Here is a 13,864-nt window from a genome sequence, read left to right on the forward strand (position 1 = left end):
ATCCTACGCCTCCTGCCTGACTTTACCGAAAAACATCTGAGAGCCTTTTCCAGCATACTGCACTTCCGTCTCTTTTTTGCCCAGTTCTTCCTCTATCATCTGCGCGATCCGCATCTGGCAGTAGCCGCCCTGGCAGCGCCCCATCATGGAGCGTGTTCTGTACTTGATGCCTGCCATGGTGCCCACACCCAGGGGATTATGGATCGCGGCAAGGATTTCAGCCCTGGTCACCTTTTCACAACGGCAGATCACTTCGCCGTAGTCAGGGTTCTCCCGTATCAGCCGGTTCTGTTCTTCCTTTGTCAGCTCCTCAAACCTTGTGATCCCCCTGCGCACAGGCTGGAAGCCAGGGTTGGGCTCCAGCTTCTCCCGCTCCGCCATCAGTCCGATGGCATACCGCGCAATCGGCACCGCGGCGGTCAGTCCCGGGGATTCAATGCCCACCAGGTTGATGGCCCTGGGAGCAATCTCATCCCGGATCTCTATCCTGAAATCCTGTATCGCCCCATTGTCATCCACCCACTTGGGAAGGATGCCGGAATAGTTGCGGATATAGTCCTGCTTGCGGATGCAGGGCCACAGGCCGGAGGCACTCTCCGCCAGGTAATCCATATTTTCCTGGGGAACGCCATAGTATGTAAAATCAGTCACCATATCCGCATTCGGCCCGATGATCACATTGCCGTCCGTGGTATTGGTAACATGGATCCCCATATAAGTATTGCTGGGCACCGGATAAACGGGCATGGGAAGCAACGGCCCGGTCCTCTTGTCCAGTATGATATAGTCGCCTTTGGAGCCAATGATCTTATAGCCTTTGATTCCCAGCAGATCGGAAATATGGCCGCAGCCTAGTCCGGCGCCGTTCACCACCCAGCGCGTATGGAACACTCCATGGGACGTGGTAAGACTATAAATGCCGTCATCATCACGCTCAATAGCAGTTACCTGGTGGTCAAAATAGTAATCCACTCCATTGGCATGGGCGTTCTCAGCCAGGGCAATGGTGTAGTTAAAGGGGTCCACGATTCCGCTGTTATGTGAAAACATGGCAAACTCCCCCACCACTGCGGGAACCAGCTCATGAAGGCGTTCCTTATCGACCAGCTCCAGCCCGGAGGCCCCGTTTGCCTCGCCCTGCTTTATGGTGCGCTTCAGGGTATCCATATCCTCCTGGGTGTTCCCTACCAATACCTTGCCGCAGCGGATGAATTTAAAATCCAGCTCCTTTGCAAGTTGTCCCATGATTTTGTTTCCTTCCACACAGAGCTTTGCTTTCAGTGAGCCTGTATCATATGCAAACCCCCCGTGGACCACGCCGGAATTGCGCCCGCTGGTCTCATAGCACACATCCAGGTTTTTCTCCAGAACGCCTATCTTCAGGTCATATCTGGACATTTCCCTGGCAATGGCACTTCCCACCACGCCGCCGCCGATAATGAGTACATCATATAGCTGTTTCATGCCGCTGTTTCCTCCTTGTTATGGCACTTTGCGTCTGTCTGTCAGAACGCTTTTAATTCATCCCATGAATATAATCTATTTTTATCATATGTATTGAGTTTAGTCAATAGGAAATTGTAATTAATCAAAATTCATGGGATGACTAGAAAACTGAGATATCCGCAGCAAATAGCCCGCAGATATCTCAGCTTTTAATTATATTGCTATTATAATGTAATAAATGCATCTAACCCAATGGGTGCATCCGGGTTAGTGCCTTTTATGACCGCTTTCTCATATGCCAGACATTGCATAATAAAGATAAAAGGAATACCCATAACACCAAAATCTTTTATGTCTCCGATATAGATATTTTCATCTGCTCCATAGATGTTCTCCTTTTCCGTGGATACGGTGATAAGGATACATTTTCTGGCCTTTAGATCCTCCAGCATATCTGTCTGAAGCTGATTTTCACCAGGTCCTACGAGAACAATGGTCAATGTTCTTTCATCATTTAACACCATTGGTCCGTGTCTGTAATCAAGAAGATGGAAGAACCTGCCCGGGATCATGGCAATCTCTGTAAATGCCAGAGCACCCTCCTCTCCTACACCAACGACCGGGCCATCTGCCAGAATAACCACGTTGTCCCATTCCCTTCCGGCAATTTTTCTCAAGCGGCCGCGGTTCTCCTCCTTATACTCCTTGTTCTCCAGCACGGCACGGAATAAGTCAGCTATGACACTGTTATCCTCCTGGTAAATGGCTGCCAGAAATAGGACAGCCATGTAAAGATTTGTTACAGTCCTGGTCTGGGAAACACTCTGGTCATAACACCAGTCAAGGGTAAGATCCAGATTGCTGTAGGGCATCACATCATTATCCGCTTTGGCAGATATGGAGATCACAGGGTTGTTATAACGCTTTTTCATTTCCTTTACGCTCTCAACAATCTCAGTTGTCTGCCCGGAGCGGGACAGGACCACCACAATGCTTCCTCTTACAGTCTCCTCATAAAACTCTTTGTTCACCAGGTAATCTCCTCCTGCAATGGCATTAGCTGCCGTGTCTCTGCAGGCTGCAAACTTTCTCTGCCCGGTTTTTGCAAGCATATAACTGGAGCCGCATCCTAAAAACAAAAATTTTTTCTCGGTGTGCTGTTGGAAAAACTCCTCAATCACCGCCTTATTCTCAATAAAATATTGGAATGTCCTGGTCAGCGCTACATGCTGCTCCATTATTTCCTTTTCAGTCAAAAACATCTTCCTTTTCTCCTCTCCATTTTCCCGTCCATCTCACACGTCTCCTCTATTGCCGCCCGTAAGCACCAATCTGACTGACCGCACTGTATCCGGTGCCGTTTGCTGTACTGCCAGAAGGATACCGCCCTGTACCGGCCCCAGCAGTGGTTTTCTCATATCAAACCGGCTGCTGCCCAATGCCTCCTTCAGTGGTTTCATAATAAATTCCCCAGCCAGGAACACACCGCCGCTGTAAGATACAGGTATGGAACTATGTTCATCAAAATGCAGTCCGGAGGCCACGGCCCTTATACTGGCAGCCAGTTCCTCTGCCCCTCTGCCATATAGTATAGCGGCACTGGAATCCCCATCAGCTGCTGCCTTAAGCAGTACCTTCTGCAAAGCCGCAATCTTTTTTCTGTTTTCCATATACTCTGCCCTATACAATGGCACAAGTTCATCCACACCTGAAATACCTAGTTCCTCTCTCATCCGTTGATACAGAAAGGATCTCTCTAAACGTCCGTCCGCCTGTTTTGCAAACAGAGAGACAGCCTGCATCCCCAGCCAGTAGCCGGACCCTTCATCTGAAAAATCTTCATGCCACCCATTGGAGCGGAAACTGTTTCCGCTGATATCTCTGCCGTAAGCAATGGCTCCCGTACCCGCAACCACATGGATGCCTGCATCCAGTCCCAGCGAACCGGCCCAGCCCAGCTCCACGTCATTATAAACACCGGCGCAGGGCAGATCCGCCGCACTGATCACCGCACGTTCAAGTTCTTTGTCCGCTTTACGGTCTTCTCCATAACAAGGCAATCCAAAGGCAGCCCCTTTCAGGTCTCTGGTACTTAGACCTGCCTTATCCAGCAGGCATTCCAGTTTTTCTGAAATCATTCTGGAAACACCATCAATTCCAATCTGCGGATAGGAACAACCATCCGCCATGTCCTCAGCCACAGTATGTCCGGCTTCGTCCGTTATGAGGAAAGCCGTCTTGCTTCCTCCTCCATCTACACTCAGATAATACACACCAAACCTCCTACTTGATTCCGCTCAGGGTCGATCCCTCGATGAACTGCCTCTGGAACAACAGGAACAAAATAAGCATGGGCAATGTCATTAACGTAGCGGCAGCCATGGTCGCTCCCATATCCGCGGTATATTGGTTTGCAAAATAGTTCATTGCAATGGGAAGTGTCATATTCTCAACATCATTGAGCATGATCAGTGGATTCAGATAATCATTCCACATGGCAAGAGCGGTAAATATCCCCAAAGAACTTATGGTGGGTTTCAGGTTCGGCAGGATGATCTTCCGGTAAATCATAAAATCGCTTGCCCCATCGATCTTTGCCGCTTCACAAAGGCTGTCCGGTATATCCTCTATGGCCTGCCTGCAAAGAAACACGCCGAACATACGGACCATCTGGGGAACAATGAGAGCTGTCAGTTTATTATACAGACCCAGATTCAGCACGATCAGGAAATTGGGAATCATGGTAACCTGTGACGGCACCATCATAGTTGCCAGAATCACGGCAAACCAAACCTCCTTGTGCCAGAAGTTGTATTTTGCAAACACAAACCCGGCCATGGTGCTGGTAAATATAACAATGGTCGTAATGCTTCCAGTGACAAGTAAACTGTTTAGAAACCACTTAAAAAAAGGCGAACCGGTAAATACTTTTTTGTATCCCTCCAGTGTCCAGGCCCTGGGCCAAAGGGAAGATGAATGCATCAGATAGTCCTTGCTGGTCTTAAAGGAAGTCATAATCATCCACACATAAGGAATCAGCACAAGCACAGCTATGGTCAGAAGAACTGCCACCTCAATTTTATGTATCGTTTTCCGTTTTTCCATATCAATACTCCCAATCTACCCGGTTCAGCCTCCGCTGTACCATGGACACTGTAAATATGAGCACAAACAATATAGTGGCAACTGCGGATGCGTATCCCATGTTTTTGTCTATAAAACCATTTTTATAAATGTAATACGCTAAAGTGGTGGCAGAATTATTGACCCCGCCTTTGGCCACCAGCACCATGAACTGCACGATCATCTGGAAATAGGATATGATGGTCATCATAAGCACAAATACAAAGGTGCGTCCCAGCAATGGGAGACGGATACTCATAAACTTGCGCAGGGGTCCCGCCCCGTCAATGTCCGCGGCTTCCAGGAAATCCCTGGGGATTCCCTCCAGCCCAGCACAGAAAAGGACGGTATTATAGCCAAAGTCAGCCCACAAGGTAAACAGGATAATGGCTGCCATGACAATATTCTGATCGCCCAGCCAGTTAACCGGAGCAATTCCAAAATATCCCAGAAGGGAGTTCAACAGACCTCCCTGGGTAATGAGCACGCCTTTATTCCATACCACAGCCGATGTGACTAAAGGTGCGATACAAGGTATGAAGAATATGGCCCTGAAGAAATTTCTCCACCGCCTCCAGGGCAGATCTACAAGCGTTGTGGATATCCATAGCGTGAATACAATATTTAATGCCACTGTTACCAAAACAAAGATGAGCGTATTTTTAACCGCTTTCAAAAATACGGCATCATTTAACATCTTCTGGTAATTCTTAAGCCCCACAAACGGATTCTGACCCCTGACCGGATTAAAATCAAAAAGAGAAACACCTAATCCATAAAAAAGCGGCGCTATTAAAAATACAGTGGTCAATGCAAAGATTGGAAACAGAACCAGAATGACGAATTTGTTACTTTTCATAAACGCCCCTTCTTCCTTAAAAAATTCAAACCCGTCAGTTGATCTTGGTCTGATTAATTGTATCTGTCAGCTTTGAAAGGGCTTCTTCCACAGATGCATATTCATTGGTGGAGCACAATGTTACAAACATGGAATTGATCTCTCCCTTAAAGGTTTCCGTGTTATAAGGCCCGATCCACTGGCCTTTGTCCAGGATCTCCAGCAGGCATTCAGCATAAGGCATGGATTTAAGGTATGTCTCATTTCCAAGCATGCTCTTACGCGGAGGTATCTGGGCGCAGGCCATATTAAAGTTTATAAGATTTTCCGGGGCTGTAAAGAATTCCACGAATTTCCAGGCACCTTCCTTCTGTTTGCTGGCTTCAGGAACAGCCAGTCCCCAACCGGTCTCCGCTGCAAAAGCTGTCTTGGTACTGTATGAGGGGAGTGCCACATAATCATAATCCTCACCGTATTTTAATCCATAGGCGGCTTCACCATTTGATACTGACCAGCAGCCCACCGGATGCATAAAGGACTTTCCTTCATACAGCAGGCGATAGGCAGAAGTTCCCTGGGTCAGGGAATCCAGATTGGTCCACTTCCTGTCAACCACATAACTTCTTAACTGTTCCATGGTAGATACCGCTATATCGGTATTAAAGTCCACTGTACCGTCCTCATTGAGATACTGACCGCCACTGGAGAGGATCATTCCCAGCCACTGGTAGGGAAGACTGTCCCCTGACACAAAGTCAAACTCTCTCATTTCCATTACATTTCCATTGGATTTAGAAACCTGATCCGATACCTTTTCCAGTTCCTCCCATGTTATAGGGTAGGTGCACCCTGCCTCATCAAAGAGCTTCTTATTGACCAGCATTCCGCCGTACTCCAGATTATACTCCATGGGAACTCCGTAATATTTTCCGCCGTATTCATAAGCTGCAACTGCAGGCTGGTAGAAGTCATCCTCCAGGTTTTTTGTCATGTCCTCAGGTACCTCTGCCAGGGCGCCGGTGCTTCCAAAATCCAGAGCCCATCCTCCCCACATGGCATATACATCTGCACCATCCCCTTTGGCCATAAGGGATGTCTGTATCTTGGTCTGGAAGTCATTATATGGGTAATACTCCGACTGGACATCATATTCAGGGTATGCTTCCTCAAACTTTGCAATCATATCTTCATATGCGATCTGCCAAGCTTCATTTTGATGTCCCCAAAACTTGATCACTGTTTTCCCGCTGCTCTCCCCACCGATGTTATCTGTCTGAGCACTGCTGTCTGCTGCTGTCTGTGTACCGGTTGTCTGAGTGGATGATCCGCACCCTCCCAGTATTGAAACTGCCATAACTCCTGCCAAACCTGCTGCCAACATTTTTTTCATTTTCATATGTTTCCTCCTTCTTCTTTTTGGTACTTGCTGAATCTCATGATACTCAGATTTGTGAGATGATTTTCTGTCAGTTGAGTACCAATTTATGAGATGTACACTATATTTCAATCTATCGTCCGGATCACTCAAGTGTAAGGGATTGAAAGTAACTCAAATACGCTTTATTGGCATCAAACATTTCCTGTACCATATCCCTGATCTCGTCCATGGTGAGAACCGCTGAAGTCAAAGGATCAAACAGGATGGAGTGGAATATCTTCCTGCAGTCACCTTCAATGCATCCCTGGACTGCCAGTTCCTCGCAACCCGCCAGAGTGTTGATCATTACTGCCAAATGTTGGGGAATCTCTCCCACCGTTTCAGGCATAATGCCATCCTTCGATGCCGTGACCGGAATCTCGACCCCCGCCCCCTGGATCACATTGGAGATATATCCCTGATTTCTCAGATTCCCGTTAAAATGAAATGGCTGATTATCTCCAAACATGGCATTGAATATGTTTGCTGCATATTCTTTTCCCCGCTCCAGCTGCACTTCTCCATTCTCCAGCCATTCCTCATACTCCCTGGCCCAGGTATCTTCCCGGTTCAGGTATCTGTCCAGAATATACCCGTAAGCCCCGGGATTCCATCCTGTTCCGTGGGTGCAGTATTTTTCAATTAGATCAGGGCGTTTTCTGAACCATGCATTATATTCAGAATTATGTCCGGAGCTCTCCGTTGGATAGTAGCCCAGATTGATAAACATGTCATTGCGCACCTGTTCCTCATTCCAGATCTCATCCTTTTTAAGCGCTTTCCGGATCAGGGGATAGGCATCCTGGCCGCGGTACAGGTATTTCAGATAAAATGCAGTATGGTTGATTCCCGCACATGTATATTCAATATCCTCCATGTCAGCGCCGATCCATCTGGCCAGCATGGCAGCCGTTCCCTGTACACTGTGGCACAGTCCGGTAACATTGATCCGGCTTTCACTTTGCATGTACCGGCACAGCATGGCCATGGGATTGGTATAATTAAGCACCACCGCATGGGGGCAATACTGTTCAATATCCCTGCATATGTCCAGCATCACAGGTGCTGTGCGCAGGAACCGGAACACACCTGCGGGACCTCTGGTATCCCCCACACAGATGTCCACACCATATTTTTTAGGAATCTCAATATCGGAACGCCATACATTAACACCTCCCTGAAGAATGGTGATCAACACTCCATCCGCATCCCTTAAAGCTTCCTTCCTATCCATGGTTGCAGTTATAGCCGCTGGATAGTTCCCCTTGCGCACCACTTTTTCAATCCCCTTTTTTGAGTACTCCAGACGCTTTTCATCAATGTCCATAAGACATATCTCTGCATTTCTGAAGGAATCAAATGTTAGTATATCCCTCACAAGGTCCCTGGTAAAACCAAGGGAACCGGCTCCAATAAAGGTGAATTTCTTTCTTTCCATCTGCTCTTTCTCTCCTTTTTGTTTTTGTATTGTTTCACTTATCATGTTCCAAGTAACTCAATGTCAACTTCCGGGATCAAACGCTCCACATCACTCATGTCTATAAAACCGGTCTGTTCCTGCAATGCATTTGCCACTGACACAGCGGATGCATACCGTATAAGGTGCTCCACCCCATACCCCCTGGCAATTCCCACCGCCAGACCAGCCATCATGGAATCACCGCATCCCACCGTATTAACAGATTCCACAGCAGGCACTCTAACCCTATATACCCCTTCATTACAAGCAATCACCGAACCATTCACTCCCAAAGATATCACCACGATCTCAACCTTCATGCGCCGCAGTTTTTTTGCTTCATGTATCACCTGTTCTTCTGTTTCCGGGCTGATTCCTGTGAGCGACTTGATCTCATCACCATTGGGCTTGATCAGATAGGGACCGGATTTCAGCGACTGCTTTAACATCTCCCCGCTGGTATCCAGGAGCACCTTTTTACCCCTTTTTTTTGCAATCTCAATGATGTCTGAATACAATTTGGGACTTACTCCCTTAGGAGCGCTTCCGGAAACTGTGATCACATCACACTGGGATGCCATGGTGTCCACATGATCCAAAAGCTGCTTCTGCTCCTCATCTGTGACAAACTCCCCTGGCTCCAGCAGTTCCGTCTGCCGGTGGGTCTCACAGTCAAACAGATTGATGCAGGAGCGGCTCTCTCCTTCTGTATGCACAAAAAACGGCGTGATTCCCTGGCGTTGGATCTCCTGTATGATATAATCACCTGCATGACCGCCCACAAAGCCGGTAGCCATGACATTCTCCCCCGCAAGTCTTGCCACCCTGGAAACATTGATACCCTTTCCTCCTGCCGTATATCTGCACTCCTTGACCCGGTTCACGTCCCCCATGGAAAACCTGTTTATGATATAACGTTTGTCAATTGCGGTATTTAATGTAACAGTTCCTATCATAGCGTTCCTTATGTCCTTTTCCTCAAGCCCGGTGCGTACAACCGCACACTTGGATCTTATTCCTCACAACCTGCTTTACCCGTTCAATCCCTGCCTCCCCCAGTTTCTTAGGATCATAAACATCAGGCTTTTCTTTCAGCAGTTTTTTTACTGCATCCGTGTATGCAACCCTTAGTTCTGTAGCAAAGTTTACTTTGCATATCCCCCGCTGTATGCATCCTCTTACCTCCTGGTCACTCAACCCAGAGGCACCGTGGAGCACCAGCGGAACTGTTACTCGGTTCCGGATCTCCCGGAGCCGGTCCTGGTCCAGAACAGGTGTCTCCTTATAAAAACCATGGGCAGTGCCGATTGCCACTGCAAGGGAATCAATCCCCGTCCTTTCCACAAACTCCCTGGCCTGCTCCGGATCCGTATACACATCACTTTCCGCTGTCAGTTCATCCTCCTTTCCTCCGACTTTCCCAAGTTCGGCTTCTACCGGTATATCATTGGGTCCTGCCATCTCCACTACCTTTCTTGTCAGCTCGATATTTTCTTCAAATGATTCATGGGATCCATCGATCATCAGGGACGTATATCCGTTTCTCAATGCCTGGGCCGCCAGGGCAAAACTATTCCCGTGATCCAGATGCAGGGCTGCCACCACCTGTCTTTTCCCTGCCTCCGCCGTGACCATTGCTGTAAAGGACAACAGGTTTCCATATTTGACAGTGGACGGGGTCGTCTGCAGGATTACCGGCGCCTCCAGTTCCTCTGCAATATCGATCACGGCTTTTACCATTTCCATATTTTCTACATTAAAGGCCCCCACTGCATATGATCCACGCTGTGCCCTTAACAGCATTTCCTTTGTTGTCACCAACGGCATTTTTTATACCTCCTTTTTTTGTAAAATCTCAGTTTTGTTATCCATATCATACAATTTATATCTTATATTTTCAACTTTTATTGGTATTTTCGCCCAATACATCAGTGGTATCTAACAATTAACAATACCACTTGCGCCACTGGTATTATTTTTCCATAAATTCCCCTGATTTATTGTTCTTTTCCAATTGCCCTATCCTAAAAAAAGTGATATAGTCATTTAAGTGAACATATTTTATTGAGATATACAAAAAGTTTTCTGACGTTTTATATATTACTTTAAAAATATACAGATTAGAGGAGAGGACCACCCCTTGAAGCACGACATTCCTTTATATATGAAACTTTATAATGAAATACTGGCTGCCATTGAATCTCTTGAATACAAAGAGAACTCCCAGCTTCCCTCTGAGCGCTATCTCAGCAACAAATACCATGTCAGCCGGACCACTGTACGCATGGCTTTAAACCGGCTGTCACAAGACGGATACATATATACGGTCCATGGAAACGCCTCGTTTGTCCAGCCCCAGGTATTTGAACAGCCTTTGAGCGGATTCTATTCCTTTACTGACGAACTAAAAAACGACAACATACTGATCCACAATGATCTGATCGATTACCAGGTCATCCAGCTGGACCATATGCTGGCCCAGAAACTGAATTACCCGGTTCAGAGTGCTTTTCACCGTCTGATCCGTCTCCGCTCTGCGCAGAATTATCCTCTGATGCTGGAAACCACCTATCTTCCCAAAGGGCGCTTCCATCAGCTGAACATAGAATTATTAAAAAACAAGGGATCCCTATATGAATATTTAAAAAGAAAATACGATTTCCACGTGGACCATGCCATTGAAACCTTCCGCCCCATCATGGCTGACCGCAAGGAAAGGGAATTGCTGCAGATTTCCAATTCAATTCCCTGCCAGCTTTTGGAGCGATACAGTTACGAGGAGGATTCCATTGCGGAATATACCTATTCGGTCATACGTGGGGACAAATATATATTCAGAGTAAACCTAAAATAACTGCTCTCCCCCAATCGAAAGACACTCTAGCCATTCCCCCCATGATCTGATATAATATGGACAACTATCATCTCTCGCCTGCCGCCATCCAGTATGCTGGCAGCATATTCCGCGATTCAGGCGTGCAACAGGAGGAATCATCCATGGTAACCATCAATGATGTGGCAAAACTGGCCGGTGTGTCCAGAGGTACTGTGTCCAATGTCATCAACCATGTCAAGGTCAGACCCGAATACCAGGAAAAGGTGGAACAGGCCATAAAGGACCTGGGGTATGTCCCCAACGCCTATGCCAGGAGCCTTAAATCCAACAGGACCCATACCGTGGCTCTCATTCTGCCCACCGTTTGGTTTCCTTTTTTTTCCAAACTAACCAATGATATGGAACAGGAGCTGCGCCGCCGGGGCTACAAGCTTCTGCTGTGCAATTCACAGAATGACTATCATCTGGAGCTGGAGTATGTTTCTATGGCAAAGGAAAACAAAGTGGATGGGATCCTGTCCATTACTTACAGCGATATTGCCCCCTATGTGGCGGATGCCAATATACCCATGGTGGCCATTGAACGCTATTTTAATGCCCATATTCCCTTTGTGAGCACCGACAATTTCCAGGGCGGCGTGATGGCTGCCCAGAAGCTCCTGGAACTGGGCTGCCGGCGGTTGGCTTTCATCGGCCGGCTTTCAGATAAAAACGGGGTCACCAAGCTGCGCCGGGATGGATTTGTAAGCTATTGCCAGGAAAATGACATCCCCTTTATAGAGTTATATTCGGAATCTGATTCCCAGGAATTCATTCTGGAGATCGACCGCTTTGTGGAGCAGGAATTTAAAAACAACACTCCATGGGACGGTGTGTTTACCGCGGCGGACCGGTATGCGGAATATATGATCGATTCCCTCCGTTCCCACAGCTGTCCGGCCGTGCCCGGCCATACCCTGCAGATCATTGGATTTGACGGTACCAAAAGTCACGCTAATGACCGGATCCGGATCTCCTCCATGCGCCAGCCTGTGGAAGACATAGCCGCCTATGCGGTGGACACCCTTTGCAGGCAGATCGCAGGCGAGGAAGTTGAATATTACAAACTGTTTCCCGTGACATTTATCCAGGGTAAGACCACTCGTATTTAGAGCGGTCTTATTTTTTTAATTTATCTCTTGGCAACTTGGAACGTTCCATGTATACTAAAACCAAGAAAATTTGGAACGTTCCAAGTTGCGCGCAATTAAACAATATGAAGCACCCCAACAATCATAAACCATCTGGAACCACTCAACAAAAAGGAGGATCTTACGTATGGATTACAGGAAAATGGCTTCCCAGCTTCTTCCCCTGATCGGAGGAAAGGAAAATGTATCCAAGGCTACCCACTGCGTTACACGTCTTCGCCTGATTCTGGCAGACAATACAAAGTATGACAAAAAGGCCCTGGAAGAACTGGACGGGGTAAAAGGGGTTTTCTTTAACAGCGGACAGCTGCAGATCATCTACGGGACTAAGACCGTGGACGCGGTCTATGAAGAATTCCTCATCATGACCGGATTGGGTGAGTCCACGGTGGCGGAGGTTAAAGAGGAGGGTACCGAGGATTTAAAGCCCCTTCAGAAAGCATTTAAAATCTTCAGTGATATCTTTGTTCCCATCATTCCGGCATTTGTGGGAGCAGCCATGATCGTGGGCATAAAATCCCTGCTTACAACAGCGGGTTTATTCGGACTGGAGGGTTCTCTGGCAGACCAGAGCAAACTGGTCGCGGACTTTGCCGCATGCCTGAACATCATTGCCGCAACCTTCACCTTCCTTCCGGTGCTGATCACCTATTCCGCAGTGAAGCGCTTTGGAGGCAACCCCATTCTGGGAATTGTACTTGGCTGTATCATGATCCATCCGGGGTTGATGGATGCCAACGCGGTTGCCGCGGGCGCTGTTCCCCAGTACTGGAGCCTTCTGGGCATACAGACTCCCATTGTTGGTTTCCAGGGCGGCGTATTCTCCGCCATTCTTGTCTCCTGGTTCCTTGCCAGGACGGAAAAGGTGCTGCAAAAGCATGTTCCCCAGGTGGTTTCCTTTATCGTGGTGCCATCCGTTACCCTTCTGATCTCAGGCCTTGCACTGTTCCTGGTATTCGGCCCCCTGGGCAATCTCATCGGACACGGACTGGGGATCGTCACAGATTTTCTTTATAACCGCTGCGGTATTGTGGGTGCATTTGCATTTGCCGCCCTGCTCCAGCCTCTGGTCATTACCGGAACCCATCATGCCATCCAGGGCATTGAGGCCAGCCTGGTGGCCAACACCGGGTTTAACTACATACAGCCCCTGTGGTCCGTATCCATCATAGCACAGGGCGGGGCTTGCATCGGCATGTACCTGCTGGCTAAAAAGCGCTCCAAAGACCGCGAGATCGCCATGTCCTCCTTTTTCCCAACCCTGTTTGGAGTGTCGGAGCCGGCAATCTTTGCAGTCAACATTAAGGACTCCATGATTCCCTTTATCTGCGCCATCACCGGCGCTGGAATCGGAGGCGCTGTGATGAAACTTCTGGACGTGAAAGCGATCGGCTTTGCCCTGACCGGACTTCCGGGGCTGACCATTGTCTACCCGCCTGTGCTGGCAGGATATATCATAGGAAACCTGGCTGCATTTGCACTCCCCATTGTCTTTATCCTGGTGTGTGCAAAAGCCGGAAAGCTGGGAAATAAACAGCCGTAACCGGCGGATCAA

12 protein-coding genes are annotated in these 13,864 nt (G+C 48.0%); 3 read left to right on the top strand and 9 right to left on the bottom strand.

The window, feature by feature from the left end:
• Window positions 1-3 precede the first annotated feature (3 nt).
• The 9 genes from ABID13_RS12045 to ABID13_RS12085 form a co-directional block, all read right to left on the bottom strand.
• Complete coding sequence (locus tag ABID13_RS12045; protein ID WP_048929019.1) at window positions 4-1,464, bottom strand: NAD(P)/FAD-dependent oxidoreductase; 1,461 nt, start codon at window positions 1,462-1,464, stop codon at window positions 4-6.
• A gap of 206 nt (window positions 1,465-1,670) precedes the next feature.
• Window positions 1,671-2,708, bottom strand: a complete 1,038-nt coding sequence (locus ABID13_RS12050) for an SIS domain-containing protein (protein WP_048929020.1) — start codon at window positions 2,706-2,708, stop codon at window positions 1,671-1,673.
• A 33-nt stretch (window positions 2,709-2,741) separates the two neighbouring features.
• Window positions 2,742-3,719, bottom strand: a complete 978-nt coding sequence (locus tag ABID13_RS12055) for an N-acetylglucosamine kinase (RefSeq protein WP_048929021.1) — start codon at window positions 3,717-3,719, stop codon at window positions 2,742-2,744.
• Between the two features lie 10 nt (window positions 3,720-3,729).
• Window positions 3,730-4,551: a carbohydrate ABC transporter permease gene (locus ABID13_RS12060; RefSeq protein WP_048929022.1), complete on the bottom strand. Its 822-nt coding sequence runs from the start codon at window positions 4,549-4,551 to the stop codon at window positions 3,730-3,732.
• Between the two features lies 1 nt (window position 4,552).
• Window positions 4,553-5,428: a carbohydrate ABC transporter permease gene (locus tag ABID13_RS12065; RefSeq protein WP_048929023.1), complete on the bottom strand. Its 876-nt coding sequence runs from the start codon at window positions 5,426-5,428 to the stop codon at window positions 4,553-4,555.
• Window positions 5,429-5,462: 34 nt separating this feature from the next.
• Window positions 5,463-6,803, bottom strand: a complete 1,341-nt coding sequence (locus ABID13_RS12070; protein ID WP_048929024.1) for an extracellular solute-binding protein — start codon at window positions 6,801-6,803, stop codon at window positions 5,463-5,465.
• A 124-nt stretch (window positions 6,804-6,927) separates the two neighbouring features.
• Window positions 6,928-8,262, bottom strand: coding sequence for a family 4 glycosyl hydrolase (locus tag ABID13_RS12075; protein WP_048929025.1), 1,335 nt, complete (start codon window positions 8,260-8,262; stop codon window positions 6,928-6,930).
• 41 nt (window positions 8,263-8,303) lie between these two features.
• The gene (gene pfkB / locus ABID13_RS12080; protein ID WP_048929026.1) at window positions 8,304-9,239 is read right to left on the bottom strand and encodes a 1-phosphofructokinase; all 936 of its coding nucleotides are present in this window, start codon (window positions 9,237-9,239) and stop codon (window positions 8,304-8,306) included.
• A 22-nt stretch (window positions 9,240-9,261) separates the two neighbouring features.
• The gene (locus ABID13_RS12085; protein ID WP_048929027.1) at window positions 9,262-10,110 is read right to left on the bottom strand and encodes a class II fructose-bisphosphate aldolase; all 849 of its coding nucleotides are present in this window, start codon (window positions 10,108-10,110) and stop codon (window positions 9,262-9,264) included.
• Between the two features lie 313 nt (window positions 10,111-10,423).
• Between ABID13_RS12085 and ABID13_RS12090 the strand changes: the two genes are divergently transcribed.
• The 3 genes from ABID13_RS12090 to ABID13_RS12100 all read left to right on the top strand — a co-directional run bounded on the left by ABID13_RS12090 (window position 10,424) and on the right by ABID13_RS12100 (window position 13,852).
• On the top strand, window positions 10,424-11,137 hold the full coding sequence (locus ABID13_RS12090; protein ID WP_242849202.1) for a GntR family transcriptional regulator: 714 nt from the start codon (window positions 10,424-10,426) through the stop codon (window positions 11,135-11,137).
• A 143-nt stretch (window positions 11,138-11,280) separates the two neighbouring features.
• Window positions 11,281-12,270 carry a LacI family DNA-binding transcriptional regulator gene (locus ABID13_RS12095; RefSeq protein WP_007861579.1) on the top strand — a complete coding sequence of 330 codons (990 nt, stop codon included), beginning with the start codon at window positions 11,281-11,283 and terminating at the stop codon, window positions 12,268-12,270.
• A 166-nt stretch (window positions 12,271-12,436) separates the two neighbouring features.
• On the top strand, window positions 12,437-13,852 hold the full coding sequence (locus tag ABID13_RS12100; protein WP_048929029.1) for a PTS transporter subunit EIIC: 1,416 nt from the start codon (window positions 12,437-12,439) through the stop codon (window positions 13,850-13,852).
• The last annotated feature ends 12 nt before the right edge of the window (window positions 13,853-13,864 follow it).

It is taken from the genome of Enterocloster citroniae (assembly GCF_040545455.1).
In the GTDB taxonomy this organism is placed as follows: domain Bacteria; phylum Bacillota; class Clostridia; order Lachnospirales; family Lachnospiraceae; genus Enterocloster; species Enterocloster citroniae.